This window comes from Streptomyces sp. NPDC051172 (genome assembly GCF_040682555.1).
In the GTDB taxonomy this organism is placed as follows: Bacteria; Actinomycetota; Actinomycetes; order Streptomycetales; family Streptomycetaceae; genus Streptomyces.
On sequence record NZ_JBFBBE010000015.1, the window covers coordinates 87,323 to 104,328 of the forward strand.

Genomic DNA, 17,006 nt, shown 5'->3' on the forward strand with positions numbered 1-17,006 from the left:
GAACGGGTGGCGGAGTACGCCGCGCGGATGATGCAAAGGGCGGTGCCGACGGCAGTCGCGGTGTCGACGCTGGATCGCTGTCAGCCTGCGGTGAGCCTTCAGTCGACCGACGAATACGAGCACTGGGGAGTGACGCATTTCCTGCTCGACGGCCATCACAAGCTGGAGGCGGCAGCCTCGGCCGGGCGTCCCGTGCAGCTCCTGTCGCTCTTGTCCTTGGACGATAGCCTGTCCGGTTCCGAGGATCACCGCAGGCTGGCAGGCCTGCGCTCACAACCTGGCCTGAGCCGGAGGCTCGGCCGGCCCGATGAGGGCACCGATCCAGCTCGATGAAGGCCGGCCAAGGCATCACAGAGCGGTTCGGCGGTGCTGTGATTGAAGGGGCGTCTCCCGAGGAGATCGCTGAAGGGGTCTTTCAGAAGTCGAGAGTGGCAGCTCCGACGTGGAGGACGGTCCGCTCTTCGGCCTGAGGTGCCGTAGGGCGGAGCCGTCGTTTCGCGATCGGTGTTCGGCTTGCGCTCCCCCTGCGGGCCTCGACGGGCCTTTCTGGTTCGGGGGGCGCAAGCCGACGGTTACTCCGGCTGGTGTTCCGGGCCTCCGAAATCCGGGCTGGTGTAGTCCGGGCTGGTGAAGCTCGGGCGCGGGCCGGGGGCCGAGCCGTCGTCCGGGCTGCTGAAGCCCGGCCGGCCGTAGCCGAGGTGGGGCATGCGGCCGGTCGACGTCGGCGGTGTGGCGGTGTGCAGCGCCGCGGCGGTGCCGGGGTCGGCGAGTGCCTCCCTGAGGAACGGCATGATGCCGCGCTCCAGGAGTGCTTCGCGCCAGGCTTCCCTGGCCAGGGCCACTTCCCCGCTCAGTTCGCCGTACGGTCCGGACTCGAGCGAGGGCTGGTTGCGCAGGGCGGTGAGCAGCAGCCCGACAGCGGCGACGAGGATCGCGGCCGCGGTCATGGCACCGAACACCCAACCGGCGGTGATCATGGTTTTGCCGAACACCTGTTTGGGTTCCAGTGACTTGATGATGTACCCGACGAGCAGGAAGATCACCGCAGCCGTTCCGGCGAGGACAGGGGTGAGGACGGCGGCGACGGCGACGGCGCCCGCGCCGGCCGGCTCGGCGGCCTCGCCGAGGGTGGTGGCGAGCCCCACCGCCGCCGCGCCCGGCTCCGCAGAGCCGGATTCACGGGTGGACGACGGGGTGGACGGCGCCGGCCGGCGCAGTTCCTCGCGAACCTTCACGTAGTGCTGGTACTCGGCCGCCGCTGCCACCGTGATGAGTGCGGTGGCGTTGAGCGCCATCGTGCGCAGCTGTTCGGGGTTGAGCCGCTTGCCGACAGCGGCCAGTTCCGGGCGGTTTGGGGCGGAGCGCAGCGCCTCATCGAGGACCCGCTCATACTCCTGGCGGTCCTCGCTCAGCAGGTGCTGCGGAACGCTGTTCATGTGCATCCCCCGATGCTCCGTAGGGCTTGGGGCTCGCATGCCAACGAGCCGTCGGGCAGAAACGGAGGGGAGCCTGCTACGGATAAGCCGATGGTAGAGCGGCGACGGCACACGGTGACAGGGGGTTTGAAGAAATTGGGCCCTGGCCTGCGCCGTTTATCGCGATTCCTTCATGGGGGGACGCCTGCCCTGTGAACGTTCAGATATCCAGCGGCAGTTGCTGGACCAGCAGCTTTCCGGCCATGGTCACTCCACCGTCCATCGCGATGGCGAGTCCCTCGGCGTAGACGTGCGGTCCTTCGACCACGGGCCCTGCGCTGTCCTCGCCCTCCTCGGAGCCGACCTCGCCCAGCAGATACGGAATGGGGCTGTGACCGTGAACAATCCGCGTGCCGCCGTACGTATCCAGCAGGGAGCGTACGGCGTCTGCACCGCCTTCGTCGCGGAAGGAGAACCGCTTGGTCAACTTGCGGAACAGATCCCAGCATTCGTCGGCGTCGTTGCGCGTGAGCGTTTCGCGGACCGTGTCGTTGACCGCCTCGATCGAGTCGCCGTAGTCGAGGTAGGCGGTGGTGTCCGAGTGGACGAGCAGATAGCCGTCGACCTCCTCGACTGCGTCGAGACGGGCCATCCACTGGAGGTGATGGTCCTGGAGACGGTCCATGTCGGTCTTCTGGCCGCCGTTGAGCAGCCAGGCCGCCTGAAAGGTGGCCGTGCCCGCGCCGGAGTTGACGGGGGTGTCGCCGAACCGCTTGGCGCCCAGCAGCAGCAGTTCGTGGTTGCCCATGAGCGCCTTGCAGTAGCCGCCGGCCGCGGCCGCCTCCGCGGACAGGCGCATCACGAGGTCGATGACGCCGATGCCGTCCGGGCCGCGGTCGGTGAAGTCGCCGAGGAACCACAGCCGGGAGGTGCCCGCGCACCAGTTGCCCGCGGCGTCGACGAGGCCCTGCTCCTGGAGGGCGGCCACCAACTCGTCGAGATAGCCGTGCACATCACCGACGACGTACAGCGGGCCTGCGCCGTCGGTCTGCTGCGGGATGGGGAGGGACGCGGGATCGACGGGCACCTGAAGCGTGTCACCGCGGTTGATGACCGGCAGGTCGCGCTGTGTCGGGGTGTACCCCTCCGGGTGGTCGGCCGGCTCCTCGACGGGTCTGGCGACATCGCCGGGGTGTGTGCTGTGGCCGTACGGACCGGTCTCGTGGACATACGCCGGTACCCGGAAGTCGCGCAACGTCGCCGTCCGCTCCGTCTCGGGTCCCTGACCGGCCCCCTGAGTCATCAGACCCCTCCACCATCGCGCCGCATCTGCACCGCTTCGGACTGCCTGGTCGCAGCGGCCCGCGGTGTCGTGGGCCCATCATAGGAATGCCGATCGCGCCATGTGATGACCCAGGGGTGGTGAATCGGAGGAAGAGTCCAGTTCACCGCGGCTTTCGCCCCGATTGGGCAGGGCTTCGACCGCCTGCTGACGGCCTTGGTTCTACTCCTCTTCGGGCGACCGCGGCGCGCTGACGGTCGTACGCGGCGGGCGTCGCTGCGACGAGGTACGCACGATCAGCTCCGTCGGTATCACCTGCTCGACCGGTTGGTCCGATTCGACCCCCTCGATCGCGTCGATGAGGAGCTGCACCACGGCCGTGCCGATACGGCGCGGCTTCAGTGAGAGTGTGGTGATGGGCGGTTCGGTGTTGGCGTACACGGTGGATTCGCTGCAGCAGACCAGAAGCAGGTCGTCCGGCACCCGCAGGCCGTAGCGGCGGGCCGCGGCGAGCAGGTCGGTGCCGTTCGGGTCGAACAGGCCGTAGACGGCGTCGGGCCGGTCGGGGCGGGCGAGCAGCCGGTCGGCGGCGACGGCGCCCGCGCACGGGTCGTGCGCCGGGTAGGCCTCGTACACCGGGTCCTGTCCGACGCGTTCGCACCAGCGCAGATACGCCGTGGTCGACAGGTGGGTGTACGTGTCGGTCGAGGTTCCCGTCAGCAGTCCGATGCGGCGTGCGCCGGCATCGGCCAGGTGGTCGAGGATGCCGAGTACGGCGGCTTCGTGGTCGTTGTCGACCCAGGCGGTGACCGGGAGCGAGCCGGCGGGGCGGCCGTCGGAGACGACGGGCAGGCCTTGCCGGACCAGTTCGCTGACCACCGGGTCCTGGTCGGAGGGGTCGATGACGACCGTGCCGTCCAGCGCGACGTTCGACCACACGTCGTGGCGGGAGGTCGCGGGCAGGATGACCAGGGCGTAACCGCGGGCGAGCGCGGCCGAGGTGGCGGCGCGCGCCATCTCGGCGAAGTAGGCGAACTCGGTGAAGGTGAAAGGTTCATCCCCGTACGTCGTCACGGTCAGGCCGATGAGGCCCGACTTGCCGGTACGGAGGGTTCGGGCCGCTGCCGACGGGCGATAACCCAGCCGGTCGGCGACCTCTCGGACATGACGCCGGGTGGCGTCCGGGAGCCGGCCCTTGCCGTTGAGGGCGTCGGAGACGGTCGTGATGGAGACTCCGGCGGCGGCGGCAACGTCTCTGATGCCCGCACGGCCCGGCCGGCTGCCTCGGCGTGAGGTTTCCGCGCGGCTCACCTGGTGCTTCCCTGCTGCTGTCATGGCGAGCCGATAGTAGGGCTCATGGAGTGGGGTAGGGCGGACGCATATGCACGCGTTGACAGGCACGTTTCTGCAAGGTCATATACCGTCAACTACCTTTGAAACAAAGGCAGTTGAACGATCCAATAGAACTACGTGACTTGTCGGCGCGCATGGGCCTGCCAAGTTCCCGATGTTTCGAAGAGGTCTCAACTCACCTGCATGGGCGATGCGCGCCAGGGCGCGAGCCACCGGCGCATAGATATATGTGACCGCGCCCCCCGGTTCGTCTGCCTACGGGGGTGATGCCCCTGATGTGCATGTGACGGATGAGGTCTGTCCTCAGCTGTACGCAGCGGCGCCGAATCCTCATAAGGTGAGCAGTATTGGAAGCCGGTGGTCATGAGGAGGACTGCGGTGAGCGAGACGAGCCCCAAGCTGCGCGCCGAGCTGGAGGGTATCCCCACCTACAAGCCGGGCAAGCCGGCCGCGGCCGGTGGCCCGGTGGCCTACAAGCTGTCCTCCAACGAGAACCCGTATCCGCCGCTGCCCGGTGTGATGGAGACGGTGACGGCCGCGGTCTCGTCCTTCAACCGCTACCCCGACATGGCCTGTGCCGGTCTGATGAGCGAGCTGTCGGACCGCTTCGGTGTCCCGCTCTCCCACCTGGCCACCGGCACGGGTTCGGTCGGCGTCGCCCAGCAGCTGATCCAGGCGACCAGCGGCCCCGGTGACGAGGTCATCTACGCCTGGCGGTCTTTCGAGGCGTACCCGATCATCACGCAGATCAGCGGCGCGACCTCGGTGCAGGTGCCGCTGACCCCGGGCGATGTGCACGACCTGGACGCGATGGCGGACGCGATCACCGACCGGACGCGACTCGTCTTCGTCTGCAACCCCAACAACCCGACCGGCACGGTGGTACGGCGCGCCGAGCTGGAGCGGTTCCTCGACCGGGTGCCCGGCGATGTACTGGTCGTGCTGGACGAGGCGTACCGCGAGTTCATCCGCGACACCGAGGTGCCGGACGGCGTGGAGCTGTACCGCGAGCGGCCGAACGTCTGCGTGCTGCGCACATTCTCCAAGGCGTACGGCCTCGCGGGCCTGCGTGTCGGCTTCGCGATCGCCCATGAACCGGTGGCGGCTGCGCTGCGCAAGACGGCGGTGCCGTTCGGCGTGAGCCAGCTTGCGCAGGAGGCGGCGATTGCCTCGCTCCGCGCCGAGGACGAACTGCTCGGCCGGGTCGGCTCGCTGGTCTGTGAGCGCAACCGCGTGGTTGACAGGCTGCGCGCCCAGGGCTGGACCGTGCCCGAGACCCAGGCCAACTTCGTGTGGCTGCGGCTGGGGGAGAGCACGGTCGCGTTCGCGGCGGCGTGCGAGCAGCACGGCGTGGTGGTCCGGCCGTTCCCCGGCGAAGGTGTGCGGGTGACGGTCGGGGAGACCGAGGCGAACGACATCTTCCTGAAGGTGGCGGAAGGGTTCCGCAAGGAGCTGTGAGCCGGCGTCACTCGTCCACGAGCTCCACGCGCACCGGGTCGCCGTCGCGGACCGTGGCGAGGAGTGCGGGGTCGCCGTCCAGGCGGCCCAGGACGTTGCACGCGCTCGCGAGTCGGCACTCTCCCCCGAACTCCGTTCGGGGGGACCCCCAGCCTCGCGAGATCGGAGTGGGCCCGTAGGGGAGTGCAAGCGCGTCGCCGTCGGTCCAGAAGGCGACCGTGCCCGGGTCCACGACCTGCCTGGCCGATGTTTCACGTGGAACCGAGACGCCGGTGTCGAAGTAGACCTCCTCGCCCCAGGTACGGGCGGTGGAGGTGAGGGGCAGTGCCTTGGTGGGGGCCTGCGCGGTCGGGGTGTCATCGAGGGTTGCGGTGAGGTGGCTGGCGGGCCGCGAGATCCGTATCTGCACGGCAGGCAATTCAACAAGATGTTGAAGTTGCTGCCAAGGGGTTGACGTGACGCAGAAGACAGGACCCCCCTGCTGATCGGCGAAAACGGGTGCGTCATAATTGCTTGTGAATGTGAACGCTTTCACAAGCGGTAAGGAGCGGCGACGTGGACCTGGCTTTGGCGCCGGAGACTCTGGCGCGATGGCAGTTCGGCATCACGACCGTCTACCACTTCCTGTTCGTCCCCCTGACGATCTCGCTGGCCGCTCTCACGGCCGGCCTGCAGACCGCCTGGGTGCGCACGGAGAAGGAGAAGTACCTCAGGGCGACCAAGTTCTGGGGCAAGCTCTTCCTGATCAACATCGCGATGGGTGTGGTCACCGGCATCGTGCAGGAGTTCCAGTTCGGTATGAACTGGTCCGACTACTCGCGCTTCGTCGGTGATGTCTTCGGCGCCCCGCTGGCCTTCGAGGCCCTGATCGCGTTCTTCTTCGAGTCGACCTTCATCGGCCTGTGGATCTTCGGCTGGGACAAGCTGCCCAAGCGGATCCATCTGGCCTGCATCTGGATGGTCTCCATCGGCACGATCCTGTCGGCGTACTTCATCCTCGCGGCCAACTCCTGGATGCAGCACCCCGTCGGCTACCGGATCAACAAGGCGAAGGGGCGTGCCGAGCTCACCGACTTCTGGCACGTGCTGACCCAGAACACCGCGCTGGCCCAGGCGTTCCACACGCTCTCCGCGTCCTTCCTGACCGGCGGCGCGTTCATGGTCGGCATCGCCGCCTTCCATCTGTTCCGCAAGAAGCACGTACGGGTGATGAAGACCTCGCTGCGGCTGGGTCTGGTCACCGTCGTCATCGCCGGCCTGCTCACCGCGATCAGCGGTGACACGCTCGGCAAGGTCATGTTCAAGCAGCAGCCGATGAAGATGGCTGCCGCCGAGGCGCTGTGGGACGGCCAGAGGTCCGCGCCGTTCTCGATCTTCGCGTACGGCGACGTCAGCAAGGGCCACAACACCGTGGAACTGTCGGTCCCCGGCCTGCTGTCGTTCCTCGCCGACGACAACTTCCACTCGTACGTCCCCGGCATCAACGACACCAACAAGGCCGAGCAGGAGAAGTACGGGCCCGGCGACTACCGGCCCATCATCCCGGTCACCTTCTGGGCGTTCCGCTGGATGATCGGCTTCGGCATGGCGTCCTTCGCCATCGGCCTGGCCGGACTCTGGCTGACCCGTAAGAAGTTCATGCTGCCGCAGCATCTGAGGGTCGGTGACGACGAGGTGCCGCATCTGGTCCTCTTCAGGAACAAGGCACTGAGCCCCAAGCTCAGCAGGCTGTACTGGCTGGTGGCGATCTGGACCCTGGGGTTCCCGCTGATCGCCAACTCCTGGGGCTGGATCTTCACCGAGATGGGCCGCCAGCCGTGGGTCGTCTACGGCGTCCTGCAGACCCGGCACGCGGTCTCCCCCAGCGTGTCCCAGGCCGAGGTCCTCACCTCGATGATCGTCTTCACCACGCTCTACGCCATCCTCGCTGTCGTCGAGGTCAAGCTGCTGGTGAAGTACGTCAAGGCAGGCCCGCCCGAGCTCACCGAGGCCGACCTCAACCCGCCTACGAAGATCGGCGGCGACACCCGTGACGCCGACAAGCCGATGGCCTTCTCGTACTAGGCCGAGGGAGATCGAGTCATGGAACTTCACGACGTCTGGTTCGTCCTGATCGCCGTCCTGTGGACCGGCTACTTCTTCCTGGAGGGCTTCGACTTCGGGGTCGGCATCCTCACCAAGCTGCTGGCGCGGAACCGGCCCGAGAAGCGGGTGCTGATCAACACGATCGGTCCCGTGTGGGACGGCAACGAGGTCTGGCTCCTCTCGGCCGGCGGTGCGACCTTCGCCGCCTTCCCCGACTGGTACGCCACGCTCTTCTCCGGCTTCTACCTGCCGCTGCTGATCATCCTGGTCAGCCTGATCGTGCGTGGTGTCGCCTTCGAGTACCGGGCGAAGCGGCCCGAGGAGAACTGGCAGCGCAACTGGGAGACCGCGATCTTCTGGACCTCGCTGATCCCGGCATTCCTGTGGGGTGTGGCCTTCGGCAACATCGTGCACGGGATGAAGATCGACAAGAGCTTCGAGTACGTCGGCACCTTCTGGGACCTGCTCAACCCGTACGCACTGCTCGGCGGGCTCGTGACCCTCACGCTGTTCACCTTCCACGGGGCCGTGTTCACGGCGCTCAAGACGGTCGGGGACATCCGGGAGCGGGCACGGAAGCTGGCGATGGTGGTCGGTCTTGTCGCCGCCGTGGTGGCGCTGATCTTCCTGCTGTGGACGCAGGTCGACAGCGGTGACGGCAAGAGCCTGGTCGCGCTCGTCGTGGCCGTGGCCGCACTGGTCGCCGCCCTGGTGGCGAACCAGGCCGGACGCGAAGGCTGGTCGTTCGCGCTGTCCGGGGTCACGATCGTGGCCGCCGTGGCGATGCTCTTCCTGTCGCTCTTCCCGAACGTCATGCCGTCGTCGCTCAACGGGGACTGGAGCCTCACGGTCACCAACGCCTCGTCGAGCCCCTACACCCTGAAGATCATGACCTGGTGCGCGGGGATCGCCACGCCGATCGTCCTGCTCTACCAAGGGTGGACCTACTGGGTGTTCCGCAAGCGGATCGGTACGCAGCACATCGCTGACGCGGTGCACTGAGTCCGAGCTGGGGCATGTTTCACGTGAAACATGCCTCTTGAGGAAGAGGGTGTGTTTCACGTGAAACCGATCGACCCGAGGCTGCTCCGCTACGCCCGTGTCACCCGTCTCTTCATGGTGGCGGTCGTCGGCCTGGGCGTGATCGGTGCGGCGCTGGTCATCGCTCAGGCGATGCTCATCGCCGAGGTGGTGGTGGGCGCCTTCCAGCACGGGATGTCGGTGGATGAACTCGGCACTCCCCTGCTGCTGTTGGCGGCCGTCGCCGGTGGCCGAGCACTGGTCTCGTGGCTCACCGAACTCGCGGCGCACCGGGCGAGCGGGGCGGTGAAGTCGGAGCTGCGGGGCCGGCTGCTGGAGCGTGCTGTCGAGCTGGGGCCGGGATGGCTGAGCGGGCAACGGACCGGCTCGCTCGTTGCCCTCGCCACCCGCGGGGTCGACGCCCTCGACGACTACTTCTCGCGCTATCTGCCGCAGTTGGGGCTCGCGGTGGTCGTGCCGGTGGCGGTGCTGGCCCGGATCGTCACCGAGGACTGGGTCTCGGCGGCGATCATCGTGGGGACCCTGCCGCTCATCCCGGTCTTCATGATTCTGATCGGCTGGGCCACGCAGTCCCGGATGGACCGTCAGTGGCAGCTGCTGTCCCGGCTGTCCGGACACTTCCTGGATGTCGTAGCAGGGCTGCCGACGCTGAAAGTGTTCGGGCGGGCCAAGGCGCAGGCCGAGTCGATCAAGCGCATCACCGGCGAGTACCGGCAGGCGACCATGGGGACGCTGCGGATCGCCTTCATCTCGTCCTTTGCGCTCGAACTGCTCTCCACGCTGTCGGTCGCGCTGGTCGCCGTAGCGATCGGCATGCGGCTCGTGCACGGCGAGATGGACCTGTACACAGGCCTTGTCATCCTCGTCCTCGCGCCCGAGGCGTATCTGCCCTTGCGGCAGGTCGGCGCGCAGTACCACGCGGCGGCGGAGGGGCTTGCGGCGGCCGAGGAGATCTTCGCGGTCCTGGAGACACCTGTACCGGCAGCGGGCACGGCCGCCGTGCCCGCGGGCGGTATTGCCTTCGAGGGGGTGACGGTCCGGTATCCCGGGAGGTCCGACGATGCCGTGTCGGGAGTGTCCTTCGCCGTCGAGCCCGGCGAGACCGTCGCGCTCGTCGGGTCGAGCGGCGCGGGCAAGTCGACACTGCTGAACGCCCTGCTGGGGTTCGTGCGGCCGACCGAGGGGCGGGTGCGGGTCGGGGGAGCCGATCTCGCCGAGGTCGATCTCGAGCAGTGGCGGTCGAGGATCGCCTGGGTGCCGCAGCGGCCGCATCTGTTCGCCGGGACGATCGACGAGAACGTTCGGCTGGCCCGGCCCGACGCCGACGACACCGCCGTACGCAAAGCGTTGAGCGATGCCGGGGCGCTGGAGTTCGTGGATGCGCTGCCCGGGGGCGCGGAGACCGTGCTCGGGGAGGACGGGGCCGGGTTGTCCGCCGGGCAGCGGCAGCGGCTCGCGCTGGCCCGCGCGTTCCTCGCGGACCGGCCCGTACTGCTGCTCGACGAGCCGACGGCGGCCCTGGACGGCGCCACCGAGGCCGAGGTCGTGGAGGCGGTACGGCGGCTGGCGGTGGGGCGGACGGTGCTGCTGGTGGTGCACCGGCCGGCGCTGCTGAGGGTGGCGGACCAGGTGGTACGGCTGGGGACGGCGGACGCGGCAGCGCCGCTGGAGCGACCTGTGGCCCCCGCCGCTTCCGGGAAGTCCGGAGCTGTGACGTCCCAGGTTCACCGTGTCGAGGCCGCCGCTCCGGAGGAGACCGGGACGGGAGGTCTCGCGCTGGGCACGCGCGCTGTCCTCGCCCGCGTCCGGGCCATGTCCGGCCCCCGGCGCAGTCGTCTCGCCCTTGCCCTGCTGCTCGGCAGCCTTGCGCTCGGCAGTGCCGTCGGGCTCATGGCCACCTCCGGGTGGCTGATCTCGCGGGCTTCGCAGCAGCCGCCCGTGCTGTATCTGATGGTTGCCGTGACCGCGACGCGGGCCTTCGGTATCGGGCGGGCCGTCTTCCGTTACGCCGAGCGGCTCGTGTCGCACGACGCGGTGCTGCGGATGCTCGCCGACACTAGGGTCGCCGTCTACCGGCGGCTGGAGCGACTGGCGCCCGCGGGGCTGCGCAGCACCCGCCGGGGCGACCTGCTCTCGCGGCTCGTCGCCGATGTGGACGCCCTGCAGGACTACTGGCTGCGCTGGTTGCTGCCCGCCGGATCCGCGGCGATCGTGTCCGCCGCGTCCGTCGGCTTCACCACCTGGCTGCTGCCCCAGGCCGGCCTCGCGCTCGCCGTCGGGCTGGTGGCGGCCGGGGGCGGTGTCCCGCTGGTCACCGGTGCCGTGGCGCACCGCGCCGAACGCAGGCTGGCCCCCGCCCGAGGAGTGCTCGCGACCCGCGTGACCGATCTGCTCACCGGCACCGCGGAGTTGACCGTCGCCGGCGCCCTGCCGGCTCGTACCGCGGAGGCGCGACGCGCCGACGGCACGCTCACCCGGATCGCCTCGCGCGCCGCCACCGCCACCGCTCTCGGCGACGGACTCACCGCGCTGCTCTCCGGTCTGACGGTCGCCGCCACCGCCCTCGTGGGCGCCCAGGCGGTCGCCGACGGGCGGCTGGGCGGCGTGGCGATGGCCGTCGTCGTCCTCACCCCGCTGGCTGCCTTCGAGGCGGTCCTCGGGCTGCCGCTCGCCGTGCAGCACCGGCAACGGGTGCGCAGAAGCGCGGAACGCGTGTACGAGGTCCTGGACGCGCCCGAGCCGGTACGGGAGCCGGAGCAGCCCCGGCAGGCCCCCATCTCCCCCTTCCCGGTCGTCCTGAAGGGTCTGACCGCCCGGTACGAAGCGCAGGACCGGGATGCGCTCGACGGCCTCGACCTCACCCTCCACCAAGGACACCGGATCGCGGTGGTCGGGCCGTCCGGCTCCGGCAAGACGACACTGGCGCAGGTGCTGCTGCGCTTCCTGGACCCGGACGCGGGCTGGTACACGCTGGCCGGTGTGGACGCCCAGGCGCTCGACGGCGACGACGTACGACGGCTCGTCGGGCTGTGCGCCCAGGACGCGCACCTCTTCGACAGCTCGGTACGCGAGAACCTGCTGCTGGCGAAGAAGGACGCCACCGAGGGCGACCTGCGCGACGCGCTGGCCCGGGCCCGGCTGCTGGACTGGGCCGACAGCCTGCCCGACGGGCTCGACACAATGGTCGGTGAACACGGCGCCCGGCTGTCGGGCGGACAGCGGCAGCGCCTCGCGCTGGCCCGCGCACTCCTCGCCGACTTCCCGGTTCTCGTGCTCGACGAACCCGCCGAACACCTCGACCTGCCGACGGCCGACGCCCTCACCGCCGACCTGCTGGCCGCCACCGAGGGCCGCACGACGCTGCTCATCACGCACCGGCTGGCCGGCCTGGAGGCGGTCGACGAGGTCGTCGTACTGGACGAAGGACGGGTGGTGCAGCGCGGGACGTACGCCGAACTTGCCGCCGTACCGGGGCCGTTGCAGGCGATGCTGCAGCGGGAGGCGGAGACGGAGTCGCCGGCCGGAGCGACGACGTAGCACGAGCGCAGCGCTCACGGTGCGGCAGACGCCGTACCAACCGTGTCGCGGACGGTCCGCGCTGAGCCATCCGGGGTGCTGTTTCCCCCAGGCGTAGGACTTGGACATGACCGGTCCCGGCCGGTCGGGTCACGATCGCTGACATGCGCTCATTCCGCCGTCATCCGCTGCTCCTTCCGGTCCTGTTGTGTGTGCTCGTCATGCCTGTGGCCCGGCCCACGGAGGCGATGGGCGTGGGCGACGGGGAGGAGATCGGCAGCGGCATCAGCGCCCAGGTCGAGCAGCTCTACGAGGACGCGGCACTGGCCACGCAGCAGTACGAAGCCGGTCGCCAGGAGGCCGACGTGCAGCGGGCGCAGGCCGAGCAGGCCCAGGCGCTGCTGGACGGCGAACGGCAGGAGATCGCCCGCCTGCACGAGGACCTCGGCCGGATGGCGCGCGCCCAGTACCGCACCGGCGGCGGCCTCCCAATGGCCGCGCAGCTGATCCTCGCGGACAGCCCCGATGTGCTGATGCGCAGTCAGCACGTCCTGACTCAGGCGCACCTGGCCCTGGCGGGCTCGGTCGCCAGGAGCCACCGGGCCGAGGCACGCTTCGCCGCCGACGAGGCGAAGGCCAGGGCGGCATGGCAGGCGCTGGAACAACGGAACATCGAGCTCGCCGCCGTGAAGGGCACCATCGAGCGGAAACTCGAGGAGGCGCGTGGGAAGTTGCAGGGGCAGGCGGCGGCTTCCGTCGCGGCAGGCAGCTGCCGCGGCTCCGTCCGGCTCCACCAGCCGACGACGAAGTCCACGCAGCCGTGGGTCGCGCCCGTGGAGACGTACGTACTGTCCGCCGGCTTCGGCAGCGGCGGTGCCCGGTGGGCGAACCGGCACACCGGGCAGGACTTCGCGGTACCGATCGGCACGCCGGTGCGGGCGGTCGGTGCGGGACGGGTGGTGAGCGTGTCCTGCGGAGGCGCCTTCGGCATCGAGATCGTGATCCAGCACCCGGGCGGCTACTACACGCAGTACGCCCATCTCGCCGCCGTCGCCGTCGACCAGGGCGACCGGGTGGACACCGGGCAGTGGATCGGCCAGTCGGGCACCACCGGCAACTCCACCGGCCCGCATCTGCACTTCGAGGTGCGTGTCACCCCGGAGATGGGCTCCGCGGTGGACCCGGTGCCATGGCTCGCGGCACGAGGTGTCCCCCTCGCATGACCAGCACGACCAGGGATTCCCGGGTCACCACGGACGGCTAACGCCGCTCTGCCAGCATCCGCTCGATGACAAGCGCCACCCCGTCGTCGTTGTTGGCGACCGTGCGGCCCGAGGCCGCGGCGATGACGTCCGGATGCGCGTTGCCCATCGCATAGGACTGACCCGCCCAGGTGAGCATCTCCACATCGTTCGGCATGTCCCCGAAGGCGACGACCTCCTCGTGCGAGATGCCGCGCTCAGCGCAGCACAGGGCGAGCGTGCTCGCCTTGGAAACGCCGGGGCCGCTGATCTCCAGCAGGGCGCTGGGACTTGAGCGGGTGACGCTCGCCCGGTCGCCGATGGCGAGACGGGCGGCGGTGAGGAAGCCGTCCGGATCGAGGGACGGGTGATAGGCAAGGATCTTCAGCACCGGCTCGGCAGCGCTGGGCCCGTCCGGCGCCAGCAGGTCCTCGGCCGGCATGAGGTTGTCCGGAATCTCCATGTGCAGCTTCGGATAGTCCGGCTCCTGGTGGAAGCCGTATGTCTGCTCCACCGCGTACACCGTGCCCGGCGCCGCGTCGCGCAGCAGCCGTACGGCGTCCAGGGCGTTGTCCCGGGCCAGCTCCCGTACCTTCACGAACCGGTGGGCGCCCTGGCCGCCGTGCAGGTCGACCACGGCCGCGCCGTTGCCGCAGATCGCCAGGCCGTGGCCGTGCACATGGTCGCTGACGACGTCCATCCAGCGGGCCGGGCGGCCGGTCACGAAGAAGACCTCGATGCCCGCGTCCTCGGCGGCGGCAAGCGCGGCGACCGTGCGCGGGGAGACCGACTTGTCGTCCCGCAGGAGGGTGCCGTCGAGATCGGTGGCTATGAGCCGCGGCGCTGCGGCGGCGGCCGGGGTCTCGGGCTGTCGAGTCGCTGAGGTCACCCGCCCATTCTCCCGCATATGCCTGCACGGCCGTGCGGGAGTCCGCGCATGTGAGTGGTTACCGCTCTCATCAGCGCCGTCACAGGCCGTCCGCTCAGCCGAGCTGCGCCGGGGCCTCCATGGCTATCTGCTCGAAGACCTGCTCGTCGGCGGCGAAGTCGGAGTCCGGGACGGGCCAGTGGAGCACGATCTCGGTGAAGCCCAGCTCCCGGTGGCGGCCCGCGAAGTCCACGAACGCGTCGAGCGACTCCAGCGGCCGGCCGCGGTCCGGGGTGAAACCGGTGAGCAGGACCTTGTCCAGCCCGGTCACGTCCCGGCCGATCTCGGCGCAGGCGTCGGCCAGCTTCTCGGCCTGGCCGCGAATGGCTTGAATCGACTGTTCAGACGTGCCGTTCTCGTACAGCCTCGGGTCGCCCGTGGTCACCCACGCCTGCCCGTACCGTGCGGCGAGCCGCAGTCCGCGGGGGCCTGTCGCCGCCACCGTGAAAGGCAGCCGGGGCCGCTGCACACAGCCCGGTATGTTGCGCGCCTCGTGCGCCGAGTAGAAGTCGCCCTCGTACGACAGCCCCTCCTTGCCGTCCTCGGTCAGCAGCCGGTCCAGGAGCTGGACGAACTCGGCGAACCGGTCCGCGCGCTCCCGCGGGGTCCAGGGCTCCTGCCCCAGCACCGTGGCGTCGAAGCCGTTGCCACCCGCACCCACGCCGAGGGTGAGCCGGCCCGAGGAGAAGTCGTCGAGGGAGATCAGCTCCTTCGCGAACGACACCGGGTGGCGGAAGTTCGGCGAGGTCACCAGGGTGCCCAGCCGCATCCGCTCGGTGACGGCCGCCGCCGCGGTCAGGGTCGGTACGGCACCGAACCACGGGCCGTCCCGGAAACTGCGCCAGGACAGGTGGTCGTAGGTGTAAGCGGTGTGGAAGCCGAGCTGCTCCGCGCGCTGCCATGCCGAACGGCCGCCCTCGTGCCAGCGGCGGTACGGGAGGATCACAGTGCTCAGACGCAGACTCATGCCCCGAGACTAAGCGGCCCCACCGACAACGGACGAAACGGTCACCGTGCGCGGTCACACGGCCACGCGTCGAGGCGGGCGGGGGCTGTGCGTCAGTGCGGCTGAGGGAAGCACAGGTACTGAGGCGGCACGGCCTGGGTGAGCCACACCCCGTTCTCGCTGACGTGGAAGACGTGCCCGTCGCGATGCATGGCGGCCGCGTCCACGGAGAGCACGACGGGCCGGCCGCGGCGGGCGCCGACACGGGTGGCGGTCTCCCGGTCCGGCGAGAGGCGCACGTCGTGCCGGTTCATGGGTCGCAGGCCCTCGGCGCGGATCGCGTCCAGGTTGCGGGCCACGGTCCCGTGGTAGAGGTACGGCGGCGGGGCGGCCGGGTCGAGTCCGAGGTCGACCTCGACGCTGTGGCCCTGGCTGGCGCGGATCCGGGTGCCCTCGACGGCGAAGCGCCTTTTGTCGTTGACGGCGACGACGTGGTTCAGCTCCTCGCGGGTGAAGCGGAAGCCGTGCGCCGCGGCCGCGGCGATCAGCACGTCGATCTCGACCCAGCCAGCCTCGTCGAGCGTCAGCCCGATCCGTTCGGGCTGGTGGCGCAGGTGTTTCGAGAGGTACTTCGACACCTTTACGGTGCGTCTTTCATCCATGCGTCTTTCGTCCATCCGTTCAGCATGACGGGAGAGACGGGGATCACGCAGAATATTTTGGTGGGGAGGTTTGATCCACAAGCAACTAGTGTTATCCACAGGCTAGTTGACTGTTCTGTGGACAACTCCGCATACATGTCAGCGGTGTTCGTCAAGATCGATTGGGGGCGCCACCCTTGACGTGAGCGCATCCAATGCCCTTGCCCGTACCTCCCGTTCAGCCGCCAGACGCACGAACTCCGCCGCCCCCTCCGACCCAACCAGCTCCTCCACCGCCCGCATTGTCTCCGCGGGCAACGACACGGAACGTGACGCAGGACGGTCTGGTACCGGTTCCCCGGCGCCGAGCTGCTGTCGCAGCTGCCGTACCGCCAACAGCCGCATCGCCCGGGCGAGTTCCGCATCCACCGTCTGCTGCGCGAGGGGCCGCAGTCGCCGTACGAGCGAGGCGGCTTCTGTCGCGTCCGCGTCCGTCGGGCGGTGCGGTCCGCCGAGGTAGCGGGCGAAGACGTGCTCGGTGGTGAACTCCAGGAAACGGGCGGCGATGTGCTCGACCTGCCCCCTCAACTCCCGCAGATGGCCCGAGATCGCGGCCAGCGGTACACCGGCCGCATGCAACTCGACTGCCACGGCGAGCTCTTGGGGACTCGGTACGAGGAAGGTGTCCTCGTCGCCGGGAACCGGCTCCAGCACACCCAGCTCCACGGCGTCGGCGACCGCCGCGTCGTCGGGATCGCCGCCGAAGCGCTCGTCCAGTTCGGCACGCGAGATCCGTACCGCCTCCTCGTCGGTCCACGGGCCGTCGACCTCCGCCACCAGCCCGAGCACCCCGCCCAGCCCGCGGCCCGCGTCCCAGGCCTCCAGGAGCTCCTTGATGGAGGCCAGGGTGTAGCCGCGGTCCAGGAGGTCGGCGATCTGGCGCAGGCGGGCGAGATGCGCGTCCGAGTAGAGGTTGGCGCGGCCGCGCCGCTCGGGACGGGGGAGGAGGCCGCGGTCCTGGTAGGCGCGGATGGTGCGGACGGTGGCGCCGCTGTGGTGCGCCAGATCCTCTATCCGGTACGGCGACTGCATGCAGAGTG

14 protein-coding genes are annotated in these 17,006 nt (G+C 69.5%); 6 read left to right on the forward strand and 8 right to left on the reverse strand.

Going from position 1 to position 17,006, the window contains the following annotated elements; translation table 11 throughout:
- Positions 1-6 precede the first annotated feature (6 nt).
- The gene (locus AB0N07_RS12020; protein ID WP_365834114.1) at positions 7-333 is read left to right on the forward strand and encodes a hypothetical protein; all 327 of its coding nucleotides are present in this window, start codon (positions 7-9) and stop codon (positions 331-333) included.
- Between the two features lie 239 nt (positions 334-572).
- Here AB0N07_RS12020 and AB0N07_RS12025 read toward each other — a convergent pair whose 3' ends face one another.
- The 3 genes from AB0N07_RS12025 to AB0N07_RS12035 form a co-directional block, all read right to left on the reverse strand.
- On the reverse strand, positions 573-1,442 hold the full coding sequence (locus tag AB0N07_RS12025; protein WP_365834115.1) for a hypothetical protein: 870 nt from the start codon (positions 1,440-1,442) through the stop codon (positions 573-575).
- Positions 1,443-1,635: 193 nt separating this feature from the next.
- Complete coding sequence (locus AB0N07_RS12030) at positions 1,636-2,718, reverse strand: metallophosphoesterase (RefSeq protein ID WP_365834116.1); 1,083 nt, start codon at positions 2,716-2,718, stop codon at positions 1,636-1,638.
- A gap of 201 nt (positions 2,719-2,919) precedes the next feature.
- A complete protein-coding gene (locus AB0N07_RS12035; protein ID WP_030938801.1) occupies positions 2,920-4,032 on the reverse strand; it encodes a LacI family DNA-binding transcriptional regulator in 1,113 nt (370 codons plus the stop codon).
- 396 nt (positions 4,033-4,428) lie between these two features.
- Between AB0N07_RS12035 and hisC the strand changes: the two genes are divergently transcribed.
- Complete coding sequence (gene hisC / locus AB0N07_RS12040; protein WP_365834117.1) at positions 4,429-5,508, forward strand: histidinol-phosphate transaminase; 1,080 nt, start codon at positions 4,429-4,431, stop codon at positions 5,506-5,508.
- A 7-nt stretch (positions 5,509-5,515) separates the two neighbouring features.
- Here hisC and AB0N07_RS12045 read toward each other — a convergent pair whose 3' ends face one another.
- A complete protein-coding gene (locus AB0N07_RS12045) occupies positions 5,516-5,917 on the reverse strand; it encodes a cyclophilin-like fold protein (RefSeq protein WP_365834118.1) in 402 nt (133 codons plus the stop codon).
- A gap of 146 nt (positions 5,918-6,063) precedes the next feature.
- On the opposite strand from AB0N07_RS12045, the gene AB0N07_RS12050 reads away from it, so the two are divergent.
- The 4 genes from AB0N07_RS12050 (at position 6,064) to AB0N07_RS12065 (ending at position 13,373) form a co-directional block, all read left to right on the forward strand.
- Positions 6,064-7,572: a cytochrome ubiquinol oxidase subunit I gene (locus AB0N07_RS12050; protein WP_365834119.1), complete on the forward strand. Its 1,509-nt coding sequence runs from the start codon at positions 6,064-6,066 to the stop codon at positions 7,570-7,572.
- An 18-nt stretch (positions 7,573-7,590) separates the two neighbouring features.
- Positions 7,591-8,595: a cytochrome d ubiquinol oxidase subunit II gene (gene cydB / locus AB0N07_RS12055; RefSeq protein ID WP_365834120.1), complete on the forward strand. Its 1,005-nt coding sequence runs from the start codon at positions 7,591-7,593 to the stop codon at positions 8,593-8,595.
- A gap of 60 nt (positions 8,596-8,655) precedes the next feature.
- Positions 8,656-12,171 carry a thiol reductant ABC exporter subunit CydD gene (cydD, locus tag AB0N07_RS12060; RefSeq protein WP_365834121.1) on the forward strand — a complete coding sequence of 1,172 codons (3,516 nt, stop codon included), beginning with the start codon at positions 8,656-8,658 and terminating at the stop codon, positions 12,169-12,171.
- A 143-nt stretch (positions 12,172-12,314) separates the two neighbouring features.
- A complete protein-coding gene (locus tag AB0N07_RS12065; protein ID WP_365834122.1) occupies positions 12,315-13,373 on the forward strand; it encodes a M23 family metallopeptidase in 1,059 nt (352 codons plus the stop codon).
- A 37-nt stretch (positions 13,374-13,410) separates the two neighbouring features.
- Here the strand turns inward: AB0N07_RS12065 and AB0N07_RS12070 are convergent, their stop codons facing one another.
- The 4 genes from AB0N07_RS12070 to AB0N07_RS12085 form a co-directional block, all read right to left on the reverse strand.
- Entirely contained in the window at positions 13,411-14,298 is an 888-nt protein-coding gene (locus AB0N07_RS12070) for an HAD hydrolase family protein (RefSeq protein ID WP_365834123.1), read from the reverse strand.
- Between the two features lie 76 nt (positions 14,299-14,374).
- Positions 14,375-15,286: an LLM class flavin-dependent oxidoreductase gene (locus AB0N07_RS12075; RefSeq protein ID WP_365834124.1), complete on the reverse strand. Its 912-nt coding sequence runs from the start codon at positions 15,284-15,286 to the stop codon at positions 14,375-14,377.
- Between the two features lie 92 nt (positions 15,287-15,378).
- Positions 15,379-15,927, reverse strand: coding sequence for an RNA 2'-phosphotransferase (locus tag AB0N07_RS12080; protein ID WP_365834125.1), 549 nt, complete (start codon positions 15,925-15,927; stop codon positions 15,379-15,381).
- A gap of 138 nt (positions 15,928-16,065) precedes the next feature.
- Positions 16,066-16,998 (reverse strand): MerR family transcriptional regulator, encoded by a 933-nt coding sequence (locus AB0N07_RS12085; RefSeq protein ID WP_365834126.1) that lies wholly within the window; start codon positions 16,996-16,998, stop codon positions 16,066-16,068.
- Between the last annotated feature and the right edge of the window lie 8 nt (positions 16,999-17,006).